Origin of the sequence: Thermoanaerobacterium xylanolyticum LX-11 (assembly GCF_000189775.2) — a bacterium.
Lineage (GTDB): Bacteria > Bacillota > Thermoanaerobacteria > Thermoanaerobacterales > Thermoanaerobacteraceae > Thermoanaerobacterium > Thermoanaerobacterium thermosulfurigenes.
The window spans coordinates 2,087,052-2,113,051 of record NC_015555.1 but is presented as its reverse complement, the minus strand read 5'-3'; the positions used below and the strand labels follow the sequence as shown (position 1 = coordinate 2,113,051).

Genomic DNA, 26,000 nt, shown 5'->3' with positions numbered 1-26,000 from the left:
GGGTTAAGTGAAAATTTACTATAATGAAACAGAAAAAGAATTTCATCTTCAGAACGATTATATAAGCTATATAATAAAGATAATGAAAAATAATCAGCTTGGACATTTATATTTTGGGAAGAGATTAAATCATAGAGAATCCTTTGGGCATCTTATGAATGTATTGCCAAGAGCATATACCGCGTATGTTTTTAAAGACGATTTTAAGTTTTCTTTAGATTTGTTAAGACAAGAATATCCATCTTATGGCACAACGGATTTTCGAGAGCCTGCATATCAAGTAAAGCAGGAAAATGGGAGTATAATAACAAATTTTGAGTATCAAAATCATAAAATATACAACGGAAAGCCAAAACTTGATGGGCTTCCCTCAACTTATACTGAAAATGATTCTGAAGCGCTAACATTGGAGATATGGCTAAAAGATAATCTAATTGATATGGATTTAGTATTAACATATACCATATTTGAAGAGTATGGAGTAATAACAAGAAGTGCCAGATTTATAAACAATGGTAAGCAGAAGTTAAAATTGATGAGGGCAATGAGCATGAGCATTGATTTACCAGATGCCGATTATGATATGATTCATTTATCAGGTGCATGGGCACGAGAGAGATATATTAAACTTCGCAGACTTCAACCAGGGATACAGTCTGTTTCGAGCATAAGAGGTGCAAGCAGCGCTCAGCAGAATCCTTTTATAGCTCTAAAACGTTCTTGGGCTACTGAAGATGAAGGAGAAGTATTTGGATTTAACTTAATATATAGTGGGAATTTCCTTGCACAGGTAGAAGTTGACTATGATAACGTGACACGCGTTATTATGGGAATACATCCTTTTAATTTTGGCTGGATTCTAGATTCTGGTGAGAGTTTCCAAACGCCTGAAGCTGTTATGGTTTATTCTGACAAAGGACTAAATGGCATGAGTCAAATTTTTCATAAGCTTTATAGGAATAGATTAGTAAGAGGAAAATTTAGAGACGAAATTCGACCAATACTTATTAATAATTGGGAAGCAACTTATTTTAATTTTGATGAAAAGAAAATATTAGAAATCGCAAGGACCGCAAAAGAATTAGGGATTGAACTTTTTGTGTTGGATGATGGATGGTTTGGAAATAGAAATGATGATTCCTCTTCATTAGGAGATTGGTTTGAAAATAGAGAGAAGTTACCTAATGGAATAAAAGGTTTAGCGGAAAAAATAACTGCAATGGGAATGAAATTTGGACTTTGGATTGAGCCGGAAATGGTTAATAAAGATAGTATTCTTTATTCTCAGCATCCTGATTGGATAATTCAAGTACCAGGAAGAAGAGTTTCTCATGGTAGAAATCAGTATGTACTTGATTTTTCTAGGAAAGAAGTTGTAAATCACATATATGAAATGATTTCAAAAATATTGAGGGAAGCACCTATTTCTTATGTAAAATGGGATATGAACAGAAATATTACAGAACCGTATTCTGTTGCACTTCCTCCAGAAAGGCAAGGAGAAGTATTTCATAGATATATATTAGGAGTATATTCTCTTTATGAAAAATTGACGTCTGAATTTCCTGATATATTATTTGAGTCATGTGCTGGTGGTGGAGGCAGATTTGATCCTGGAATGCTTTATTATGCTCCTCAGGCATGGGCAAGTGACAATACAGATGCAGTTGAGCGATTAAAAATACAATATGGCACTTCTATTTGCTATCCAATAAATGCAATTGGTTCACATGTTTCAGCAGTACCGAATCACCAAGTTGGTCGAATTACTCCTATTGAAACAAGAGCTAATGTAGCTTACTTTGGCACATTTGGTTTTGAGCTTGATTTAAGTCAGCTAACATATGAAGAAAAAGACAAAATAAAAGAGCAAATAAAATTTTTCAAAAAATACAGAGAACTAATTCATAAAGGAACTTTTTATCGAATAAATAGTCCTTTTGAAGGTGATGGAAATATAACATCATGGATGGTTGTTTCTGAAGATCTTAAAGAAGCAATTATAGGATATTATCAAGTATTAGCACAACCAAATCAAGGATTAAAAAAAATACGTCTTAAGGGACTTGATACGAAGTATTTATACAGAATTGTAGGTAGTTCAGAAAGTTATTATGGTGACGAATTGATGTATTCTGGATTACCTCTAGACGATTTCTATCTTGAAATATTTAACAGAGACAAGGAAGATAGTGCAGACTTTATGTCAAAGGTTTATGTGATAAAAGCAGAAGAATAACGTTATTAAAGGTTTGATAATTGTTTCAGCAGTTGCTGTAGACATAAGAAAATATTTAGCAAAAAAATAAAATCAAAGAATATGGGAAGCTCTCTTTTGATATTTTCAAAAGAGAGCTTTTTAAATGTATATTTTTGTAATTTTTATTTAAAAATAAACAAGGTTATATTTTTTCTTTTTTTACAAACAATATTGATTGGGGAGGCGCATATTATGAATGGAAGAACTACAAGTTGGGTTGTTACTGGTGTTGGAGCCGCTGTGACGGCTGCAGGACTTATGACAGGTGGAATGCTGGGTGCTGGAATTACTGGCTTTGGATTGGCTCACGTCGTATTAGGAGTTTTAGACATGTTTAGACCGACAGTACAAAGATAGCACAATATCTCCTCAGTTTTTTGCTGAGGAGATTGTTTTTATTGCAATAAAATTTCAAATGCGATTATTGTCCAAAAATTTAAAAAATGATTGACAAATCCATTTTATTGCTGTATAATGATAAAAAATAAAAGATTCTTCGATGATCAGGAATAGTAGCTTGAGCGACTAATACAAGCGAGTCAGGGATGGTGTGAGCCTGATTATTATAGCTTTAGCGAATGGGCCTGTGAGATGTGAGGTGAAGTGTAGTAGCCGAGCCGGTAAACACCGTTATATGTGATGCACATGTTGGTGTGCTTAGAGATAAGACATATTGTCTTAATAAGGGTGGCACCGTGGAAGCATAGCCTTTCGCCCCTACATTTGGGGTGGAAGGCTTTTTAATTTGCTTTTTTTTTTAAGAAGGGGGGTGAAGAGTTTGGATACAAGAAAGACGTTGAGAGAGTTTGTACTTTGTGCACTGCTTATGGCTATTGGTGTAGTGCTGCATTTTATCACACCTGCTTTCATGCTAAATATGAGGCCAGATTTTATGCTTTCAATGCTTTTTATATCACTGATGATCGTTGACGATCTAAAAATCAATTATGTAACAGCGATCATCGCAGGAATATTGACGGCATTGACAGGATCTATGCCTGGGGGACAGATTGCAAATCCAATTGATAAACTTGTCACATCTACAATCATAATTTTGATGCTTAAAGTGTTAAGAAATAGAATAAATGATGGAATTATCGCTGGAGTAGTTGGTATCATAGGGACAATCATTTCAGGTTCTGTTTTTTTAGGCGTTGTATCAATTGTAGCAGGACTGCCGGGTCCATTTTACCTATTGATGTTGACGGTTGTAATACCTACAGCAGTAGTAAATACTATAGTTACAGTCATTGGATACTACATCATAAAAAAAGTCTCCAGGTCCACACTTGCTATAAATAAATAGCACTTTGACATATATTAATCCTCGAAAGAGGATTTTTGTTTTTGTGTAGAATAAAAAATATTGTGTGACATTAACTTAATATGTGGCTATTGAAAAATTTCAATCCCTGTTGTAATATTTAGGGGTAGGGGGCAAGAGATAATTATGAAAACGTTGCATAGCATCTTTAAGTTCTTTAAGAAAAATATAATATTGATATTGTTAACGCTAATTGCAATATCAAGTATTTTTTTATATAAATTTCAGCAGATCGAAGAACCTGTTTTATCAGGTAAACCGTTATATCACTTTTATTTAGTAGCACAAAATTCAGTGGATCCGTTTTGGAAAGAAGTGCAAAAAGGTGCGGAAGATGCTGCAAAATACTACAACGTCGCTGTCGAATTTAATGCTCCAAAGTTTAATAATATTGACGAAGAATTAGAGTTTCTTGATATAGCAGTTTTATCAAAAGTAGATGGTATTATAACACATGTTTCATATGATGGGGACTTCAATACGTTGATAGATGAAGCGTATGCAAACAATATACCTGTTGTTACGATTGAAAATGATTTAAAAGACAGCAAAAGGAAATCTTTTGTAGGTGCCAACAGCTTTATTTTGGGAGAAGAAGCTGGAAAGCTTATGAAACAGTCTACAGGAGGCAAAGCCAATATAGCTGTTATCATGAGCAATGATGTAGGAAATGACACAACAAGCCAGAACTTAAAACTGAATGGATTCTTAAGCATTATAAACAGTGTACCGGGTATGAAAGTTTCAAAAGTATATACGTCACAGTTAGGTGCTTTAAGTGCAGAAGAAATAACTCAATCCATCATAAATAGCAACAATGGTATAAATGCTTTGTACATTACAGATTCTGTGGATACAATTGGTGCCGCACAAGTGGTGGTGGATTTCAGCAAGGTAGGTGAAATATCTATAGTTGGGTATGGTGATACACCTGATATATTAAGGTACGTTGACAAAGGCATAATTTACGGTACAGTTGTGAGCGATCCATATAAGATGGGTTATGAAAGCATTAAAGCCATGATTGAGATCAAAAAAAATAACAATGTTTCTACTTTTATAGACACAGGTGTAAATATAATAACTAAAAGCAATGTAAAAGAGTATGAGGATAAGATAAAACAAAAAGATTAGTAGGTGTTATGGTGAATAAGAGTTTATTTCAGTTTAAAGGAATAAGAAGAAAAATATTTGCACATCTTTTGATAACTACACTTATTATGGGGATTACAAGCATATACTCTTATTATAATGCGAAAATTGTAATAGACAGGTTAAAGTCTATTTTTACTGATTATGTGTACTTAAACAGTCTAAATAACGACATAAATTCTCTGGAGACAGAAGTTGAGAACTATCTTTCCACAAAATCTTCCGATTCGCTTCTAAATTATTATACCATTAGCAACAAGCTAAACAATAGTGCTGAAGACATGATGAGCATATCAGCATATGATAATGACAGCCTCATGCAAAAGGACATTGGCAATATGATAATAAGCCTTCTATCTGAGACAGATAAAGCTGTAAATGCCAAGAGAGGCAGAATAAGCAGCGAATATATAGAGTATTTCACAAGAGCTAATAAAATAAATGATTATATAAAATTGTACATCAATAATTTAATGTACAATAAACTTCAGGAAGGTACAATAAAATACAACAAAATATCTAAGAATATGGTTTTTATAAGCTTTTTAAATATTTTTCTGATAGCTATATCTGTGGTTTTAAATATCGTGTTGGGAATTATATACACTTATAGGATAACAAAGCCGATTTCAGAGTTATCTGACACAGCATTGAGGATTTCAAAAGGGGATTTTGACATAGATCCAATTAAAATAAAGACAGATGATGAAGTTAATATCTTGGCTGATGCTTTTAACAATATGGTTACTAACATTAAAAATTATATAGATGAGATAAAAATGCAGGCTAAAGTAGAAAAGCGTCTTAAAGAACAAGAGATGCAGAACCTTAAGATGAAAAATATCTTGAGAGAATCGGAATTAAAGGCACTTCAGTCCCAGATAAATCCACATTTTTTATTTAATACTTTAAACGCAGCATCACAAATTGCTATGATGGAAGGCGCAGAAAAATCATCTGAATTTATAGAAAAGGTGGCGGATCTTTTCAGGTACAATCTCAGAAAACTTGATAAACCAGTTACGCTGAAAGAAGAAATAGACAATGTGTTTAATTACATGTACATTCTAAAGACAAGATTTGGCGATAAGGTGGAATTTCAGGCGGACATAGATGAGAAACTTTTAGATGTAAAAGTGCCTTGTACAATTGTTCAGCCTGTTGTTGAAAATGCATTCATTCATGGTATAGAAGACATGGAGGGAGATGGCCATATAAAGATAGAGATTAAAAGAGTAGGAGATAGTATTCATATTGATGTCATAGACAACGGTATGGGAATGTCTAAGGAAAGTATTGATAAGATTTTGGCTGCGGATGATCCTGACAACGATGAGAATAAGCATGTCACAGGCATTGGAATGCACAATGTGATAAACCGCTTAAGGCTATACTACAATAAGCCCAATATAAGTGATGTCATAGAGATAGAAAGCCGCATAGGATATGGAACAAGGGTGACTTTAAAGATTCCTGATGGAAGGGGTAGTGCAGCATGATAAAAATACTTATAGCAGATGACGAGCAGATAGTGGTGGATTCTGTAAAATTTGTCATTGATAATAACTGTGATGATGTGGAAGTTGTAGATTTTGCAAAATCGGGAAGAGAAGCCATAGAAAAAGCTAATATGTTAAAACCTGATGTTGTATTCATGGACATAAGAATGCCTGGCATAGATGGCATAGAGGCAATTAAGAGAATTAAGGAAAGCCACAATGATATAGAGTTTGTCATAATCACAGCTTATGATTATTTCAACTATGCAAAAGAGGCAATAAACCTGGATGTAGTAGACTACCTTTTAAAACCGCTAAATAAAAACAAGGTCATAGATACAGTCAAAAAAGTCAAAAGATTGGTAGAAAAAAAGCGCGAAGATATGGCAAAAGAATTAGAAATGAAGGAAAAAATGACAGCGATACTGCCATATATTGAAAATGAAATGATATATTCCTTATCATCGTCTAATTTTAAACAGGAAGATATTGATTTTTATGGAAATATATTTAATATTAAATTGGATATGGGTTTTGCCGTGGTCGTTTTGATTGATAAAGACAGTACAGATTCGGATATCTTTATGGGAAATGTTAAAGTGCACGAAAAGCTGATGCACCTTAAAGAATATATAAAAAGTTTAAGAGATTGCCTTGCAACTATTTTGCTTGACAGGATAATAGTCTATGTTCCTACAGTAGCTTATGATGATCTATATATAATTAAAAATGATTCAATTAGCTTTTGCGAAATGATTTTAAAAGAGATGAGAAACATCGAGATAGGAGTCAGAATAGGCATAGGCAGACCGTATGAGACAGCTTATTTTTCGAAGTCATATGATGAAGCTTTATTTGCCATAAAGACAGGTTCTGACGCTATAACACATTTTGATGACATTAAGTTATCTGAAACAAAAGAACTTGATTTAAATTATGATACGGCTGAGCTTGTAGAAAATATCATATCCAATAGCATTGACGGAGCTTTAATTAATGTCAACAGTATTTTTAAAAAATTGCAACATAATTATGAAGATAGTATAGAAATGATTAAATCGAAGGTATTTAGCCTTCTTATTGAAGTTATGACTAAAATCAACACGTACTGTGATGTTACGTCAGTATTAGAAGAAAATTTGATTATTGATATTTTAAAGGCCGACGAAATAGATAGCCTAAAAGGCATGTTTTCAAAATTTGTATCAAACGTTATAACGAAATTGCACAAAAATAGGGAGAAATACTACACAGGACTTATTGCAAAGGCTATTGATTATATAAATGAAAATTACCATAAAGATATAAAACTTTACGATGTGGCCCAGATGCTAAGCATAAGCTATCACTATTTCAGCAAGATGTTTAAAGAAGAGACAAATTGCAATTTTGTTGATTACATCACTCGAGTAAGAATAGAAAAGGCGAAAGAGTTTTTGCAGGACGAAACCACAAGTGTAAAGGAGGTTTGCTTTAAGGTAGGATACAATGATCCTAACTATTTTAGCAGGATATTTAGAAAGGAGACAGGCATGACTCCTACAGATTACAAAAATAGAGTATCAAAAGGAGGTGTTGCGTTTGAAAGTTAAACTAAGAGATGTGATATTAGTGCTGCTTACGTTGATATTGATAGTTCTTCTGGTGTTATTAGGAAACAGGATATACAAATATTATGAAACTAACAAATATGTCGACGATACAAGTGATAAAAATGTGATAAAGATAGGATTTTCTCTTGGCACTTTAAAAGAAGAAAGATGGGTAAAGGATCGGGATATATTCATGGCAAAAGCGAAAGAGTTGGGAGCAGAAGTTTTTGTGCAAAATGCAAACAATGATGACGAGGATCAGATAAAGCAAGTGAAATATTTGCTGGACAAGAAGATTGATGTACTTGTTATTGTTCCAAACGATCTTAAGAAAGCTTCTGCAGCGGTGGAGATGGCTAAAAAGGCAGGTGTCAAGGTTATTTCCTACGATAGGCTTGTCTTAAATTCAAATGTAGATTTATATATTTCATTTGATAATGTAAAGGTCGGAAAGCTAATGGCAGAATACCTGATTAAAAGGTATCCAAAAGGCAATTATCTCATAATAAATGGTGCTACAAATGACAACAACACAAAGATGCTTAAAGAAGGGTATGACAGCGTATTGCTTCCAAAGGTTAAAAGCGGAGACATACACATATTAGGGGAGGAATGGTGTCCAAACTGGATGTCAGAATACGCATTTCAATCTACTGAAAAATATATACAGGAAAATTATAAGATAGATGCAATAATTGCTGGTGACGACGGATTGGCAAATGGCATAATTGAAGCATTGTCAGAACACAGGTTGGCAGGCAAGGTGGCTGTTGTGGCGCAAGATGCTGACCTTGCCGCATGTCAGAGAATAATAGAGGGTACTCAGCTTATGACTATATACAAGCCAATTGATAAACTTGCTGGAGATGCGGCGAAGTTGGCAGTGAAATTGGCAAAAGGGGAGAAATTAAACGTAGGCAATACGATTTACGATGGGAAGTACAATGTTCCATATTACAAGCTGGAGCCAATAGCGGTTGATAAGACTAACATAGACGATACTGTGATTAAAGATGGCTTCCATAGCCGCGACGATGTTTACAGATATACCAATTGATTTTTTTAAGGCTTAAAGCCTTTATTTTTTTGTCATAAAATAATCCAGATAAAATTTTAAATAAAATTATTTAAAGCAAAAAAATGAATAAAAACAAAAAATGTTTTAGAGGCGAAATAAAGATGTTTGTAGAATATATATAGCGAAAATACAAAAAACAGAAAGGGGATAGTATTTATGAAAACATTTAGGTTATGGCTTGTAGTTGCTTTGATGGTTTTTGCAACTTTCGCATTTGCAGGTTGTGGGAATAGTACAAGCTCAAGCAGCACAGGCTCAAGCAATACAAGTTCAAGTAATACAAGTTCAAGCAATACAAGCTCAAATGCTGCAGGTAAGTATTCAAATGTTGGTATAGTGCTACCAACAAAAGCTGAATCAAGATGGCCAATGGCACAGAAACAATTTGAACAAGCATTGCCAGGTGCGACAATTCTTTATAGTAATGGAGATACCGCTACTGAAAAAACAAACGTTGAAAGTCTTATATCTAAGGGCGCAAAGACGATTGTTATATGCCCACAGGATGCAACTGCAGCAGCGGCTGAAGTAAACGAGGCTCATGATAAAGGTGTTAAAGTTATTTCTTATGACAGACTTATAATGAATACACCAAATGTTGACTACTATGTAACATTTGACAGTGTAGCTGTTGGTGCAGCTCAAGCCCAATATTTGGTTGATAATGCTAAGGGTACAGGCAATCACTTGTATTTATATGCAGGTGCTCCTTCAGATAACAATGCATTCTTATTCTTCCAGGGTGCATGGAGTGTTCTTCAACCAAAGATTGCTGATGGTACATTCGTAATAGAAAATTCAAGTATTGCTGATTCACTGAAAAACACAGCAACACTTAATCACAGTCAATTAGCTCAAATTATAGGTCAGATTACAACAAACTGGGATCCAGCAACTGCTAAGACATTAGCACAAGCTAACTTGGCAAAAGCAAAAGCAGATCAGAAGGGTGTTGTTTATGTTCTTGCTCCAAATGATGATACATCACGTGCTATAACAGATACATTCAGAGCAGACAAAGATGTTACTCAGATTTACTCAACAGGTCAGGACTTTACACAGGCTTCATTGCAGTACATCTTAGATGGTAAGCAGAGCATGACAGTTTGGAAATCAGATGCAAAACTTGTTGCTGACGTTAAAGATATAGTTGATTCTATTAACAATAATGAAAAGCCATCATGTATCGTAACAACCTACAATAATGGTAGTAAAGACGTTCCTGCAACGAAAGCTCCTTTGACTATCGTTACAAAGGATAATGCTGAAAGTATTATTAATTCTTCAGGATTGTATAAAATAGACAACGGTAAAGTTGTTCCAATACAATAATAATAGACTGTTTATTATTACGTTATACAAGTTGGAAGGGTAGGATAAACGCTTGCTTATCATGCCCTTCGACTTTAATTTAGGAGGTGCAAACTCTTGAAAGATGCTGAATATATTCTTGAAATGGATAATATCGGGAAAACATTCCCTGGTGTTAAAGCACTGGATGGTGTAAACTTCAAGGTTAAACGAGGAGAAATTCATTGCTTGGTGGGTGAAAATGGTGCAGGAAAATCAACGTTGATGAAGATTCTATCTGGTGTTTACCCATCAGGTACATTTACCGGAAGAATTATTTTAAATTCTACTGAACAACATTTTAGAAGTATTGAAGATAGTGAAAAAGCAGGAATTGCCATAATACATCAGGAGCTTGCTTTAATACCGGAACTCACAATTTATGAAAACATATTTTTGGGACACGAAATCAAAAAAGGTTCGTTTATAGATTGGAATGAAACGATTATTAAAGCAAAAGAAGTGCTTAAAAGAATTCGCGTAAATATTAATCCTGAAACTAAAATTAAGGATGTCGGTGTTGGAGTTCAACAGCTTGTTGAAATAGGCAAAGCCTTAAGCAAAGATGTTAAACTCTTGATTTTAGATGAGCCGACAGCAGCGCTTAGTGAAGTAGATTGTGATAATTTGCTACAAATTTTAAGAGAATTAAAGCAACAAGGCATAACATGTATAATGATCTCACATAAATTAAAAGAAGTTATTTCTATTGCTGACACAATCACGGTTTTAAGAGATGGAAAGACAATTACGTCGATTGATGCCACTAAACGCAAAGTTGAGGAAAAAGAAATAATTAAGTATATGGTCGGTAGAGAGATAGAAGATATTTATCCAAAGAGGGAAGACGTTAAACATGGAGATGTATGTTTTGAATTGAAAAATTGGACAGCTTATGATCCAAGCAAAGGACGTGAAATTCTTCATAATATTAATTTTAAAGTCCATAAGGGTGAAATTGTTGGAATTGCAGGACTTATGGGTGCAGGGCGTACTGAAATGGCTCTAAGTATTTTTGGCAATACAAAGCATTATAATATAAAAGGTGAATTATATATTAATGGAGTCAAAAAGCATTTAAGTTCTCCAGAGAAAGCTATTAAAGAGAAAATTGTATATGTTACAGAAGATAGAAAAGGGAATGGCCTTGTATTGATTCAAGATATAAAATTTAATATAACCCTTTCCAATCTCAAGCAGTTATTGAGTGGGCTTTTTATTGACCAACATAAAGAAGTAAATGCTGCAAATAAATTCTTTAATGAGTTAAATATTAAAGCACCTTCTATCGAGCAAATTGTTGGGACTTTGTCTGGTGGTAATCAGCAAAAGGTTTCAGTAGCTAAAGGACTTTTTACTTTGCCAGACTTGTTGATATTGGATGAGCCAACGCGAGGAATTGATGTTGGAGCCAAGTTTGAAATATATACAATTATGAATGAACTTGTTAAGAGGGGTATGAGCATCATAATGATTTCCTCTGAGTTACCTGAAATATTAGGTATGAGCGATAGGATATATGTTATGTCTAATGGTACTATGACCGGTGTTATAGATGCTAAGGATGCAACAGAGGAGAAAATTATGGAAATGGCTACGGCCTGATATTTTGAGGAGGGATATTATGAAAGGACTAGGTGTAATTCTTAGAAAAAACATACGTGATTATGGTATGTTTATTGCATTAGCTGTAATTTTCGTTTTATTTACTATTTTAACTAAAGGTACGTTTATTTCTCCATATAATATATCAAGTTTAATAAATCAAACGGGTTATATAGCAGTGTTAGCTACTGGTATGACGCTTGTAATTATTGTTCGGCAAATTGACTTGTCAGTCGGTTTCCTTTCAGGTTTTTTAGGAGCTATAGCTGCAATATTAATGATGAATTATCATGTTCCAGCTATTCTTGCAATCCTTATTGTACTGGCTTTAGGTGCAGTTATTGGTTTGTTCTTTGGTACACTGATTGCAAAGGTTGGTATACCTGCATTTGTCGTAACTTTGGCAGGTATGATATCTTCCCATGGATTATTGTTACTTGCTACTCAGGCAGGCGGTACAATTAACATTACTGATAAATTCTTTAATGAAATAGGCAATGGGTTTATACCAAGTTTTGGAAAAATAGGTGAGTTTACAGTATCAACTCTTGTAATTGGTTTAATTGGTATAGTATTGTTTATTTACTTTCAAGTTAAGGCTCGTAACACAAAGAAAAAATACAATTTTGAAGTTTTACCTATGCCTTTCTTCATAGCTAAAATCGCTTTTGTTGTTGCATTGATTGCAGCATTAATGCTTATTTTAGCAATGAATAATGGTATTTCTTGGACATTTGTTATTGTCTTTGTAGTTGTTTCAATATTTACGGTGATATTAAACAAAACAACATTTGGACGTCATATTTATGCTGTTGGTGGTAATCCTGAAGCAGCTGAACTTTCAGGTATCAATGTGGCAAATGTTTTAATTTACACATTTGTTATTATGGAAACTTTGACTGCACTTTCAGGAATACTTTTTGCATCAAGAATGCAAAGTGCTTCACCAACAGCAGGTACAGGTTTTGAGCTCCTGGCAATTGCCGGTGCATTTATCGGTGGATGTTCTGCAAACGGCGGTGTTGGTAAAGTTACAGGCTCATTAATAGGTGCCTTGGTTATGGCATCATTAACCAATGGCATGGATTTAATGGGACTTGGAAGTTCTATTCAATACGTAATACAAGGTATAATACTTGTTTTAGCTGTTGTATTTGACATCCTTACACGTCGTTCTCAAGCTGTTGGCTGATTAAAGGTGCCTATAAAAGCGCATTCAATTGATCAGGAGCTGAATAAAATTATTTTGTCAGCGTCATCAAAGTGTTTTTTTATAAGGGTCGTATTGAGTATTTGGCTATTGGATATTCTCCAGTAGCCTTTTCTTATATTGCGTATGTCTATGCTTTTTATCTTTTTACTCTTAATTTCGTACTTTTTTAGTATTGATAGTTTGTATTGAAGCTTTTTTACCATTTGAAAGGTACGTTTATGCGATTGGTGGATTGCAGTGTACTTATTGTTCTTGTCATCGAAGTATTGGTAGATATTTCCACAAAAAAGAGAGGATAAAGATTATGATGCTTTAAATTGTTGAAATTGTGTATTATAATTGAATCAAGAGTTTTTATAGAAAGTGGGGGAGCATGGTGGATTTCGAAGATAGAGTTTCAAAGCGTGCAAAATCTATAGAGATATCTACAATAAGATATTTTTTTAATATGGCAAAAGAAGTGTCTGGTGCTATATCGCTGACGATCGGGGAGCCGGATTTTGTCACACCAAGGCACATAATCGATGCAGCGTATGCCTCATTATTAGAAGGTAAAACTGGATATACTGTAAATGCTGGGCTTATAGAATTACGGCAAGAGATATCAAAATATCTTAAAAGAAGTTGTGATGTAGAGTATAAGCCTGATGGTGAGATACTTGTCACAATCGGTGCGACGGAGGCTATTTACATAGCATTGAATACTCTTGTGGAAGATGGAGATGAAGTTTTGATACCTGAGCCGTCATTTGTGGCTTATGATCCGTGTACAAAGTTAGCTGGTGGCAAATCTGTCTTTGTTCCTACATATGAAAAAGATAACTTTGTCTTAAAAGCAGATGTGTTAGAAAAGTATGTTACGGAGAGATCGAAGGTTTTGATTTTGCCGTATCCGAATAATCCAACAGGAGCTGTCATGCCTTATGAGGAAATGGTGAAATTGGTTGAAGTAGTATTAAAGCACGATTTGCTGGTTGTGACGGATGAGATATACTCTGAACTGGTTTACGATGGCTTTAAGCATGTAAGTTTTGCGTCACTGCCTGGAATGTGGGAAAGGACTGTTTTGATAAATGGCTTTTCTAAGTCTTATGCCATGACTGGATGGAGGCTTGGCTATATAGCAGCACCGGAGTATTTTGTAAAGCACATGACAAAGATACATCAGTACGATGTCACATCAGCATCGACCCAATCGCAATATGCAGGATTGGAGGCTTTAAGAAATGGCGATGGCGATGTAAAATTTATGCGGGAGAAATACGATGAAAGAAGGAAATTTTTGTATTCAAGCTTAATTGATATGGGCTTTGAGTGCTTTGAACCTAAAGGAGCATTTTACATTTTCCCATCGATCAAAGAGACTGGACTAACATCGTTAGAATTTGCCAAAAAGCTTTTATATGAGGCGAAAGTTGCAGCAGTGCCAGGAAGCGCATTTGGTGAGCATGGCGAGGGATACATAAGAATGTCTTATGCCACATCGATGGAAAATCTAAAAGAGGCAGTAAAAAGGATAAGGGAGTTTATGAAGAAGTTTTAAGTTTAAAACCCATGGATATAAGTCCCATGGGTTTTAAACTTTTTTTGCGATAGAAAAGAAAACATTTAGATCGATTTAACAATTAATTTACTAAAAGTTGCCGAAATGATATATAGATTAACAAACAGATTGAATGTTTCGTACAGGAGGGATTGAAAGGATACAGGTAAAAAATAAACCATCTACAGATTACACAAATATCCAAGATACCATAGATTTGGTATCTTATTAAATGTAACAATATAATCATTTTGTTACTTATTACAACATATTCTCTTATTCGACAGAAAAATCTAAAATCCTGCATAATATAACAAAATTTTAAAGATTTTATTACAAAAATTTCTATGACATTTTTTGCTTAAAATTGAACCAATGTATATAATTCATCTTTCTGTTCTTGATTTACGCCGATATATCTTAAAGTGATTTTTTGGGAACTATGATTAAAAGTATCCATTATTAAGCCTATATTATAACGCGATGTTTTATAACTCCAATAACCCCAAGTTTTTCTCAAACTATGAGTACCAAAATTTTCGACACCAACAATTTCAGCGGCTTCTTTTAAAATTCTGTAACTTTGAATTCTTCCTATATGTCCGCCTTTATTGCTTGGAAATAAATAATCATCATATTTTAAGCATCTTAATTTTATGTATTTATCAATTTCCTTTTTTAATGATTCATTAATTTTAATTTTTTTCTCTTTTTCAGTTTTTTTCTCTTTAATAGTAAGATATTCACGAAAATTAAAATTGCTTGTATAAATGTCATTGACCTTTATAGGTAAAATATCACTAATCCTTAAGCCAGTATTTAAGCCAAATTTAAAAAGCAAACCGTATTTAGGATCTTTACCTTGTAAATAATAATACATTTGCTTTATTTTAACTTTATCTCGTATAGGTTCAACTGTCATAATTTTTCCTCCTAATTATTAATAATTTAACTATAATGTCAAAATGATTACATAGTTATTATAAAAAAGATACATTGATTTGTATATAGATATATATAAAAACACTAAATTAATTGTTTAAAATGCTTATGTATCAAATATATTATAATCTTATTAAATGTAACAAAATGATTATATTGTTACATTATACTATTTTGAATAACAATATGAACTTGAAAAGAGCAAACTTATCGAAAGATAAGGACGCAAAGCCACGGGTCTAAAGCAGATTCTGCTAAGATGGCCGGGTTGCCAGCTTACTAATTGAAATAGGGCAACCATGTGGTTATCCTATTTTTTTATTTATAAATCGATGAAATTAGAGTAGAAAAGATGATGCAATAAAATTAAATATTATTTATGAGACAAGCGGTGTAATGTCAAGTAGTATTTTTTGGAACCTTGAAAAATAAAGGTCTCAAAAGCTCTAAAAAAGGCAACACTTAATAAACCTACCATAAATTGGATAATAATGGAAGGAACTTAGAGTATATTCAGTTAAAAATACTTATTAAATCTATCCATTACCTCCTGGTTGGTAGATTTGGCCTTTACTCAGCATAGCAAAGACCAGTCTTACAAGCTTACGTGCCGTTAAGACGAGGGCTCTTTTATGCTGGTGTTTTGTAACCTCATTGTACTTCTTGCAGTAGAAATCAGCATATTCTTTTGCGTGTATCCTTACGCAATTAGCTGCTTCTACAAGATAGTACCTTAAATACTGGTTACCGCACTTAGCTAAAGAGGTATCTTCAGCACTAAAGTTGCCAGATTGATATTTATTCCACACGAGGCCTGCAAATTTAGCTACAGCGCATTCATTTTTAAACCGCTTAACATCGCCAATCTCAGCCACAAGGCCTGCGGCTAATACATTACCGAAACCTGGAATAGTAGTCAGAGTTTGGTGAAAGCCATTAAGCTGTTTAGAGATTTCTTTGTCAAGTTTTTTAAGTTGTGACTCAAGAAATCTTATATTTTCAAGAGTCATGGTCAAAGTCATGCTAACAGTATCGCACATGTAAGGATTAAGACGATATGCCCTATTAGCAGCAGACTTAAGTGTCTTAGCAATTTCTTCGGGATTTTTCAATCTATTGTTGCCATGACTCAAGACAAAATCTACAAGTTCCTCCACAGGCATAACAGCGATCTCATCAGGAGTAAAAGAATCAAAAACAGAAGTAGATGCTGAGCCAAAGACGTCGCTAAAAGGACAGTCTTCCTTGTATGAAGAGAACTTGAGATAAAGGAGGTTCAAAGCTCTGCTCTTTTCACTGGATATAGTTTGTACCAGATGGTATCTAAAACGAGTAAGGCGCTGTAGCGCAGCATACCTAAAGTCAGGCATAGGAGTAGGGTTTACCCTACCGAATCTGACACAATCAGCAATGATTCTGGCATCAAAATCGTCAGTTTTAGGCAAATAGGTATAAGCCTTTTTAAAACCCTTGACGACACCTGGATTCATAACAAAGAATTTAGGGTTAAAAGGTGCCAGGTCAGGAGAAGAAGCCAGGTGAAGATGGAGGTGCCATGCATAATGAGAAGTGGCTTCCATACCAATTTTGACACAGGAAGCATTAATAGCGTTAGCATGAGAAATCACCTCAGAGATGATACAAAGCACCTGGGATATCATTAGAAACCGAAAAAGGTTTCTTAATGAGGTTATTGCCATCTTGATCAATAAAGAAAACAGAATTAGATTGACTGCTTACGTCTATACCGACGAATAAAGTACTGGGCACGTAAATTCCTCCTTTCATTAAAAAAATTGAGAACCAGTACCAGGTTAATCCCTGACAGATTACCGAGAAACAGCCTCGCGATATCAGAACTATATCAATACTCATAGGATACACCGTATGGATGCTGAAACATACGGAAGAGTATGATATGGACAGCAAGCGAGTCAGAACTAAACGAGTAATCCCAGGGGTGCAGTCTTAGACGAGAAGTACCCTAAAGTAGGGTCTTCAGGAGGTTTTCAGAGCGACCCTGAAACCAAATTCTAAAAATAGTTTAACAGAGACAACCTGAAGAAGAAAGAGGGAATTCGTGTACCACAAATGCAAAATGCAGTGATCCAGCATACATCGTATAGAAGATTATATGTTTGGCCGATGTATAGTCAAGCCTAAAATAAACTCACTGCGTTCGGGCTTGACAATCCATCATTCCAAACATAGATAGTAGTTATGCGATGTATGCATAAGTATCAAGTGGCACTTGAGAGAGCTAATAATAACGAAATTAAAAAACAATATTCAATTATCAAGGTTCAATTAAATTTTGTAATCTTTTTAAAGATCGATCTTTTTAGTTGATTACAAATCATATTATACGAGGGAGGTGAAAGCATGAAATGGATTCAAAAAATATGGAAATAGATATATATGATCCATTAACGGGCCTTTACACCAGAAAATATGTTGAAGAAAAGCTAAGCGAATTAGATAATTTTAAAAACACTTCAATAGCAGTAGTTATGCTAGATATTAATGGCATTAAAATGATTAATGATACATTTGGGTATAGAGAAGGTGATAAGCTTTTAAGAAGTCTTGCAAATGAGTTGAAACATGGTTTGGGAAATAATGATATTATTGCAAGATGGGGAGAAGATGAATTTTTAGTACTCATGTATGACAGCAACATGGAAAATGCAGCAAAAAAAATTGAAACAATTGTTTCAACTAAAATAAAGTTAATCAAAAAAGATGAACAGTTGAGTGTAGCTGTTGGAATATCTTCAAAGCGTAGTTCTGAGAATTCAATTATTCAAGCAATAAAAGATGCAGAAGAAGAAATGAATAGACAAAAGTTTGTAATGAACACGAGTCATCGAAGTACTGTTGTCAATGCAATTCTTGCCACATTACATTTTAAAAGTTGGGAAACTGAGGAACACGCTAAGAGGCTAAAAGACCATTGTCTTATTATTGGAAAGGAAATGAACCTTTCAATGAAAGAACTTAATGAGTTAGCTCTTTTGGCAATATTACACGATATAGGCAAAATAGGCATAAGCGAAAGTGTTCTTAAAAAGCGTGAACCGTTGACAGATAGTGATTGGACCGAAATAAAGAAACATCCAGAAATAGGATATGAAATTATTTCAAATATACCAGAGTTAAAGACAATAGCAAAATACATATTGTACCATCATGAGAGATGGGATGGAAATGGATATCCTCATGGGTTGAAAGGAGAAAAGATCCCATTGTTTTGCCGTATTTTGTCAGTTGCAGATGCCTTTGATGCTATGACAAATGACCGCATATATAGAAAAGCACTAAAAATTGACCAGGCAATTTTAGAGATAAAAAAGAATGCAGGAACTCAATTTGATCCATACATAGCAGAACTTTTTAGCAAAATTTATAGAGATATTAAAAGTTAGTATGATTTGCTTTCTGAACTTTGCTTAAATATTTTGTTGGAGGGAATTTGGTTTGAATGAATTATTAGATTACCAATATGTTGTATGTGAATTGTGCGGAGAAAAATATGCAATAAAGATAAATGAAGTGTATGAAATTATCCGATTTAAAAAAATCACTTATTTGCATAATAGCAAAGCATATTTAGAAGGTATTATAAATTTGCGTGGAAAAATTGTACCAGTCATTAATGTACATCGAATATTGGGACTTGAAGATTATTCTGATACTAAATCAACACGTATCGTAATATTAAGATTTGATGACGAATTAGTTGGCACAATCGTTGATAGAGTAATTCAGGTCACAAAGTTTTCCGATATTCAACCGACTCCTGAAACAGTAGACGAAATAAGTGGAAATTATTTTGAAGGGTTAGGAATTACACAAGATGGCGAAGTTATAGCAATAATGAAAATCGATAAATTGTTAAATGCGGAGCATTGACAGGCAGGAGGTGTATAAATTGTATGATACTCCGGAATTCATCAGAGCTTTTCTTGACGAAGTTGATGAGCAACTGCAACTTTTTGAAGAAAATATTCTTAAGCTAGAACAAAATGCAAATGACGATGAAATAATAAAAACATTATTTAGGGTAGCACATACACTAAAAGGATCGTCTGCAGCAATGGGATTTGAAAAAATGAAAATTTTGACCCACGAAATGGAAGATGTGTTAGACAAGATACGAAGCGGTAACATTAAAGTAGCAAAGCCAGTGATAGATGTTCTTTTTAGATGTTTAGATGTGTTGAAAAGTCTAAAAGAAGAATTTTCTTCAAATGGAGAAATGAAAACTGATATAACTTTAATATTATCGGAGTTGCACAAATACATGTCAGACGATCAATTATTGAAGGAAAATATGAATTCAGAAACAAATAAAGAATTTAAACTCGATTTAGAACAACAAATTCAAGCACAACAAGCTGCAGCATCTGGTTTAAATGTGTTTGTATGTGAAGTGAAATTAAAAAAAGATTGCGCTATGAAAGCTATACGTGCTTTTTTGATTTTAAATTTTTTAAATCAATTGGGTACTGTTATTAAAAGTGAACCTGATATGACAGATGTGAATGATAATATTGATGTAGAAAATATTTCGTATTTGTTGATTACTGAATTTGATAAAGAAGAATTAAAAGTTAGAGTTTTAGATAGAATGTTGGAGATTGAAAGCTTTAATGTAGATTTGTTTGATTTAAGTTTAATAAATAGCCAATTAGATAATGTCAACAACGTGACAAAATCTAATGTTTATGAAGGACAAACCCCAGATGAGACAAAAAATAAGGCAAATCAAACAGTTAGAGTGGACATAGGCAGATTAGAAAAAATGATGGAGATGGTTGGCGAACTTGTAATTGAGAAATCAAGAATTACTCAAATTGTTAGTTCATTGCATGAACGATACAATTCAGATAATTCTTTTGAGGATTTAGAAGAAATTTCAAATCAGATATCAAGGATAACAAATGAGCTTCAAGAATTAGTATTAAAAGTTCGCATGCTGCCTATTAAACAATTATTTAGCAGAATACCACGTTTAGTAAGAGATTTATCAAATTCTCTTAATAAAGAAATTGAGTTAGTTATAGAAGGTGAAGATACAGAATTAGATAAAACTATAATTGAAGATTTAGCAGATCCATTAGTACATCTAATCAGAAATGCTGCTGATCACGGAATAGAAACACCTGATGAGCGCTTAAAAGCAGGTAAAAGTCCTAAGGGCACTATAAGAGTCAATGCATATCATCAAGAAAATCAGTTTATTCTAACAGTTCAAGATGATGGACGTGGAATTAATTTGAATAAGGTTAAAGAAGTCGCATTAAAAAAGGGAATAATTTCACGTCAGGATGCAGACTTATTAAATGAAAAAGAAATTTTAGAGCTAATTTTTAAACCTGGATTTTCTACATCTCAAAGTGTCAGTGACATTTCTGGGCGTGGAGTAGGGATGGATATTGTTCGCAATAATATTAATAAACTTAATGGAGTTATAGAAGTTGAAACAAAAGAATGGGAAGGTACAAAGTTTATAATAAAACTTCCATTGACGTTGGCTATTTTGAATGGACTTTTAATACGAATAAATAATGAAATATATGCTATTCCAGTAAGCAATGTAATAGAGATTGTACGGTTAAATGAAAAAGAAATAAAAAAAGTTAAAAAGCAAGATGTTGTAATTATTAGAGAAAGAACAATTTCACTAATTTGGCTGCATGATTATTTTAGAGTACCTAGAAAGAGAAAAAATAAAAATATTATCATCGTAATTTTAGGTATTGCCGAAAAAAGATTTGGACTTGTCGTTGATGAACTTATTGGCAATCAAGAAATTGTAGTTAAAAATTTTAGCTCATACATAGGAAAACTTGATATTTTTTCTGGAGCAACTATTTTAGGTGATGGAAATGTAGCATGTATTTTGGATGTTGCTGGAATTGTGAAAACAACTGCGTCCAAAAAAAATCTGTGACAAAGAATTTGTATAAAAATATTAAATAAAAATTTGAGGAGGTACAACAATGAGTTTTAAGGAAAATGTTGCAAAAAAATTGATAAAAGGTACGACATATCATGAAAATTTAAAGAGAGCAGTTTATGCTGTAGATGATATTGACAGCAAATTGGGAAAATTTGTAGATATAACCAATAAGATACTTAGTGGATTAAAAGAGCAGTCAACAACAATAGAATCAACTAAAATAGGTACTGAAGAGTTAGCTGGATTGATTAATGATGTAGAAGAAAGTGTAGGGCAATTAGTTAAGTTTGTCGATAAGGCTAATAATTCTTTGGAAAAGTTATACAGTCTTACTAATCAAGTAGCAGGCAATAGCGAAAGTACAGCAAGTTCAGTAGAGCAGATATCAGCATCGATAGAGCAGATAAGCAAGTCGATAAAAGGAGTAGCAGGGAATGCAGAAAGCTTGTCAGCATCAGCAGAAGAAACATCAGCGGCGATAGAAGAAATGGTAGCATCAATAAATCAAGTAGCAGGCAATAGCGAAAGCACAGCAAGTTCAGTAGAGCAGATATCAGCATCAATAGAGCAGATAAGCAAGTCGATAAAAGGAGTAGCAGGGAACGCAGAAAGTTTGTCAGCATCAGCAGAAGAAACATCGGCAGCGATAGAAGAAATGGTAGCATCAATAAATCAAGTAGCAGGCAATAGCGAAAGTACAGCAAGTTCAGTAGAGCAGATATCAGCATCGATAGAACAGATAAGCAAGTCGATAAAAGGAGTAGCAGGGAACGCAGAAAGTTTGTCAGCATCAGCAGAAGAAACATCGGCAGCGATAGAAGAAATGGTAGCATCAATAAATCAAGTAGCAGGCAATAGCGAAAGCACAGCAAGTTCAGTAGAGCAGATATCAGCATCGATAGAGCAGATAAGCAAGTCGATAAAAGGAGTAGCAGGAAACGCAGAAAGTTTGTCAGCATCAGCAGAAGAAACATCGGCGGCGATAGAAGAAATGGTAGCATCGATCAATCAAGTAGCTAACAGTACTGAAAATATTAAAAGATTAAGCGATTCGCTAAAGACTGAAGCACAAAATGGCAGGAAATCGGTAGAAGAAACATTATCTTCTATTAAAGATATTACTGATGCAATTTATCTTACAGGAAATGTAATAAATAATTTAGGAGAAAGTTCTGAAAAAATAGGAAGTATTACGGAAGTTATTGATGATATTGCAGAACAGACCAATTTGTTAGCTTTAAATGCAGCGATAGAAGCTGCAAGGGCTGGTGAACATGGCAAAGGGTTTGCGGTAGTAGCAGATGAAGTTAGAAAACTTGCTGAAAGAACAGCTACAGCTACAAAAGAGATAGCTGCTCTAATAAAGAATGTTCAAAAAGAGACGGAACAAGCAGTGAAAGCAATTGCAGTAGGGCAAGATAAGGCTAAGCGTGGAACTGAGTTAAGCAATGATATGAGTATAGTAATAGAAAAAATTGTTGAAGGAATAGAAGAAATAAATAATGAGATTAACGAAGTCACATTAGCCGCAGAAGAGCAGAGAAATCAAGGGCAAAACATAGTAATAGCAGTAGAAAATATAACAAACCAGGCAGCGCAGGTAAGGCAAGCGACAAAAGAACAAGCAAAAGGAGTAGAGGAAATAGTACAAGGAGTAAACAATGCAAGAGAGCAAGTAAGACAGATAGCGGTGGCCACAAAAGAGCAGAGAAATCAAGGGCAAAACATAGTAGAAGCAGTAGAAAATATAACAAACCAAGCAGCGCAGGTGAGTCAAGCGACAAAAGAACAAGCAAAAGGAGTAGAGGAAATAGTACAAGGAGTAAACAATGCAAGAGAACAAGTAAGACAGATAGCGACGGCTGCAAAAGAGCAGAGAAATCAAGGGCAAAACATAGTAATAGCAGTAGAAAATATAACAAACCAGGCAGCGCAGGTAAGTCAAGCAACAAAAGAACAAGCAAAAGGAGTAGAAGAAATAGTACAAGGAGTAAACAATGCGAGAGAACAAGTAAGACAGATAGCGGCTGCTACAAAAGAGCAGAGAAATCAAGGGCAAAACATAGTAATAGCAGTAGAAAATATAACAAATCAAGCAGCGCAGGTAAGTCAAGCGACAAAAGAACAAGCAAAAGGAGTAGAAGAAATAGTACAAGGAGTAAACAATGCAAGAGAGCAAGTAAGACAAATAGCGGCGGTTGCAAAAGAAATAAATGCAAATATCGGCGAAGAAATGAACAATTCAAATGTTATAAATAAACAAGCAGAACAAATTGAAGAGTTAATAAAAAAACAAACCTCAGAATTTAAGCAAGTTGCGGCATTTGTAAAAGAATTTAGCACTTTATTAAGTTTAAATGGCAAGGATGTTGAAAAATCTATCGATACTACTGAGGAACTTCTTAGTAATGTGGAACAAATAAAAAATACATTAAGAGGCTTTGAAATATGATATATTTTGTACTATTGAAGAAGTTATATTCTTCAATAGTACAAATTTTGTTTAGGGGTTGATAAATATGATAACAAATGAACAGAATTATTTAGGGGAATTGGCTAATTTTATATACGATTTTTGTGGCATTGATTATAAAAATAATTTAAACAATCTCAAGATAAAAATTGAAACAAGGATTAAAGAATTAGGGCTATCTGTTTGGGAATATTTTGGATATATCAAAATGGAACCAGAAGAATTGGATGTGTTAATAGAATTAATAACTGTGAACGAAACGTATTTTTTTAGAGAAGAAAATTTGTTAGAAGAATTTAAGAACTCAATTTTGCCTGAATATATTAATTCTGCAAACAATAATGTGCGCATATGGTCTGCCGCTTGTTCGACGGGTGAGGAGCCGTACACGATCGGTATGTTAATTGAAGACAGTGGTTTATTAAAAAACCATGAAGTTAAAATTATTGCTACAGACATTAATAAAAAGGTATTGGAAAAAGCTGAAAAAGGTTTTTATAAGAAAAATTCATTATCGTTTAGGAGAACTCCTAATTATGTATACGACAAATTTTTTATAGATCATGGAGAATATTATAGAGTTAAAGATGAAATTGCCAAAATGGTAGAATTTAAAAGAATAAATCTCTTGGATAAGGATCTTGAAGAGAAAATAGGAAAATGTGATATTATATTTTGTAGGAATGTTTTAATATATTTTGATGAACATGCAATTCGAAAAATAATCAACGATTTTTACAAAATTTTAAATCCTGGCGGTTACTTGTTATTAGGTCATGCTGAGTCAATAACTGGTATTCACAGTGGATTTGAAGTAATACATAAGCCTTCTGTTTTCTATTATAAAAGAAAGGGATGATATAGTGGAAAAGTTTGGTGTTTTAGTTGTAGATGATTCGTCTTTTATGAGAAAGTGTATTACTAAAATTATAGAAAAGAACCCTAAACTTTCTGTTGTAGGAATCGCCAGAGACGGATATGAAGCGATAGAAAAAGTTCAAAATCTTAATCCGGATATAATAACTATGGATATTGAAATGCCTAATATGGATGGTATTATGGCTCTTAAAAAGATTAAAGAATTGTATAATATACCTATTGTAATGTTGAGCAATTATACAGAGGAAGGTGCTGAACCTACTATAGAAGCGTTAGAAGCAGGTGCAGAAGATTTTTTTCTGAAAAGCGAGTTAATCAATCAAGATGTTGATGACAAGATTATTGATAATTTTATAAATAAGTTGATAAATGTAATAGAAAGCAAAAAAATACAAAAACAATGTTCAGAAATTAATAAAGACGAAATGGTTAATAAAAGAGAGCTTAGCAATGATAAACCAAAGGCAAAAGTAAATATAATTATCATAGGTACATCTACAGGAGGACCGGTCGCTTTGCAATCTATACTACCTAATTTTCCACCAGATTTGCCTGTTCCTGTACTTGTTCTCCAACACATGCCTCCCGGTTTTACTAAGTCTTTAGCTGAAAGATTTGATACATTCTGCCAACTTCATGTAAAAGAAGCAGAAGAAGGGGAAATTTTACAGGCTGGCAACATTTATATTGCTCCGTCAGGATTTCAAACTACTTTGCATATAAAAAATGATAATGAAGTTGTTTTTAAAATTATAGAAAGCTCAGATGATAATATTTTATACAAACCATCAGTTGATGTTACGCTAAATTCTGCAGCACCGATTTATAAAGAGCATTTATTAGCTGTTATACTTACTGGAATGGGCAATGATGGCCTTGTTGGATGTAAATCAGTAAAAAAATATGGAGGGCATGTCATTATCGAATCTGAAGAGACATGCGTTGTTTATGGAATGCCAAAAGCAGTTTTTGAAGCCAAGCTATATGATGTTCAAGTGCCGCTACAGGATGTTTTAAAGGAAATATTGGCATATGTGTGATAATGGTTTATGTCAGATGTGCTTTTTTAATTATTTTTTAATAATTTCGACATTTGTCTGAAAATAAAATATGATATAATATGAT

The 26,000-nt window shown here is 33.7% G+C and carries 18 protein-coding genes, 1 pseudogene, 1 riboswitch and 1 other annotated feature; of the genes and pseudogenes, 17 read left to right on the top strand and 2 right to left on the bottom strand.

All coding sequences use genetic code 11. The features are described from left to right. Positions 1–7: 7 nt before the first annotated feature. The 11 genes from THEXY_RS10285 (at position 8) to THEXY_RS10235 (ending at position 14,616) form a co-directional block, all read left to right on the top strand. Positions 8–2,239, top strand: coding sequence for an alpha-galactosidase (locus THEXY_RS10285; protein WP_013788774.1), 2,232 nt, complete (start codon positions 8–10; stop codon positions 2,237–2,239). A gap of 213 nt (positions 2,240–2,452) precedes the next feature. Further along, positions 2,453–2,617 carry a hypothetical protein gene (locus tag THEXY_RS12660; protein WP_013788773.1) on the top strand — a complete coding sequence of 55 codons (165 nt, stop codon included), beginning with the start codon at positions 2,453–2,455 and terminating at the stop codon, positions 2,615–2,617. 133 nt (positions 2,618–2,750) lie between these two features. Beyond that, positions 2,751–2,982: a binding site (T-box leader), on the top strand. Between the two features lie 56 nt (positions 2,983–3,038). Then, positions 3,039–3,566 carry a tryptophan transporter gene (locus THEXY_RS10275; RefSeq protein WP_013788772.1) on the top strand — a complete coding sequence of 176 codons (528 nt, stop codon included), beginning with the start codon at positions 3,039–3,041 and terminating at the stop codon, positions 3,564–3,566. A gap of 144 nt (positions 3,567–3,710) precedes the next feature. Beyond that, positions 3,711–4,718: a substrate-binding domain-containing protein gene (locus tag THEXY_RS10270; RefSeq protein ID WP_013788771.1), complete on the top strand. Its 1,008-nt coding sequence runs from the start codon at positions 3,711–3,713 to the stop codon at positions 4,716–4,718. Between the two features lie 11 nt (positions 4,719–4,729). Continuing rightward, positions 4,730–6,235 carry a sensor histidine kinase gene (locus THEXY_RS10265; RefSeq protein ID WP_013788770.1) on the top strand — a complete coding sequence of 502 codons (1,506 nt, stop codon included), beginning with the start codon at positions 4,730–4,732 and terminating at the stop codon, positions 6,233–6,235. Next, a complete protein-coding gene (locus THEXY_RS10260; RefSeq protein WP_013788769.1) occupies positions 6,232–7,827 on the top strand; it encodes a response regulator in 1,596 nt (531 codons plus the stop codon). The genes THEXY_RS10265 and THEXY_RS10260 overlap by 4 nt, the downstream gene beginning before the upstream one ends. Continuing rightward, entirely contained in the window at positions 7,817–8,884 is a 1,068-nt protein-coding gene (locus THEXY_RS10255; protein WP_013788768.1) for a sugar ABC transporter substrate-binding protein, read from the top strand. Before THEXY_RS10260 ends, THEXY_RS10255 begins: the two co-directional genes overlap by 11 nt. A gap of 177 nt (positions 8,885–9,061) precedes the next feature. Then, the gene (locus tag THEXY_RS10250) at positions 9,062–10,237 is read left to right on the top strand and encodes a substrate-binding domain-containing protein (protein ID WP_013788767.1); all 1,176 of its coding nucleotides are present in this window, start codon (positions 9,062–9,064) and stop codon (positions 10,235–10,237) included. Positions 10,238–10,360: 123 nt separating this feature from the next. Then, entirely contained in the window at positions 10,361–11,860 is a 1,500-nt protein-coding gene (locus THEXY_RS10245) for a sugar ABC transporter ATP-binding protein (protein ID WP_041592256.1), read from the top strand. A gap of 19 nt (positions 11,861–11,879) precedes the next feature. After that, positions 11,880–13,052, top strand: coding sequence for a sugar ABC transporter permease (locus tag THEXY_RS10240; protein ID WP_013788765.1), 1,173 nt, complete (start codon positions 11,880–11,882; stop codon positions 13,050–13,052). Between the two features lie 397 nt (positions 13,053–13,449). Further along, positions 13,450–14,616, top strand: coding sequence for a pyridoxal phosphate-dependent aminotransferase (locus THEXY_RS10235; protein WP_013788764.1), 1,167 nt, complete (start codon positions 13,450–13,452; stop codon positions 14,614–14,616). A 361-nt stretch (positions 14,617–14,977) separates the two neighbouring features. Here the strand turns inward: THEXY_RS10235 and THEXY_RS10230 are convergent, their stop codons facing one another. Further along, positions 14,978–15,538, bottom strand: a complete 561-nt coding sequence (locus THEXY_RS10230) for a tyrosine-type recombinase/integrase (RefSeq protein WP_013788763.1) — start codon at positions 15,536–15,538, stop codon at positions 14,978–14,980. 210 nt (positions 15,539–15,748) lie between these two features. Beyond that, a riboswitch (cyclic di-GMP riboswitch) is annotated at positions 15,749–15,834 on the top strand. Positions 15,835–16,094: 260 nt separating this feature from the next. Then, positions 16,095–17,328, bottom strand: a pseudogene (locus tag THEXY_RS10225) (IS110 family RNA-guided transposase). Positions 17,329–17,945: 617 nt separating this feature from the next. Here THEXY_RS10225 and THEXY_RS10220 point away from each other — a divergent pair. The 6 genes from THEXY_RS10220 to THEXY_RS10195 all read left to right on the top strand — a co-directional run bounded on the left by THEXY_RS10220 (position 17,946) and on the right by THEXY_RS10195 (position 25,915). Continuing rightward, complete coding sequence (locus tag THEXY_RS10220; protein WP_013788762.1) at positions 17,946–18,983, top strand: HD-GYP domain-containing protein; 1,038 nt, start codon at positions 17,946–17,948, stop codon at positions 18,981–18,983. 52 nt (positions 18,984–19,035) lie between these two features. Further along, positions 19,036–19,470: a chemotaxis protein CheW gene (locus THEXY_RS10215; RefSeq protein ID WP_013788761.1), complete on the top strand. Its 435-nt coding sequence runs from the start codon at positions 19,036–19,038 to the stop codon at positions 19,468–19,470. Continuing rightward, positions 19,457–21,514: a chemotaxis protein CheA gene (locus THEXY_RS10210; protein ID WP_041592124.1), complete on the top strand. Its 2,058-nt coding sequence runs from the start codon at positions 19,457–19,459 to the stop codon at positions 21,512–21,514. Before THEXY_RS10215 ends, THEXY_RS10210 begins: the two co-directional genes overlap by 14 nt. Positions 21,515–21,563: 49 nt before the next feature. Then, the gene (locus THEXY_RS10205; protein WP_013788759.1) at positions 21,564–23,975 is read left to right on the top strand and encodes a methyl-accepting chemotaxis protein; all 2,412 of its coding nucleotides are present in this window, start codon (positions 21,564–21,566) and stop codon (positions 23,973–23,975) included. 67 nt (positions 23,976–24,042) lie between these two features. Next, positions 24,043–24,855, top strand: coding sequence for a CheR family methyltransferase (locus THEXY_RS10200; RefSeq protein WP_013788758.1), 813 nt, complete (start codon positions 24,043–24,045; stop codon positions 24,853–24,855). A 4-nt stretch (positions 24,856–24,859) separates the two neighbouring features. Then, positions 24,860–25,915: a protein-glutamate methylesterase/protein-glutamine glutaminase gene (locus tag THEXY_RS10195; RefSeq protein ID WP_013788757.1), complete on the top strand. Its 1,056-nt coding sequence runs from the start codon at positions 24,860–24,862 to the stop codon at positions 25,913–25,915. Positions 25,916–26,000 lie beyond the last annotated feature (85 nt).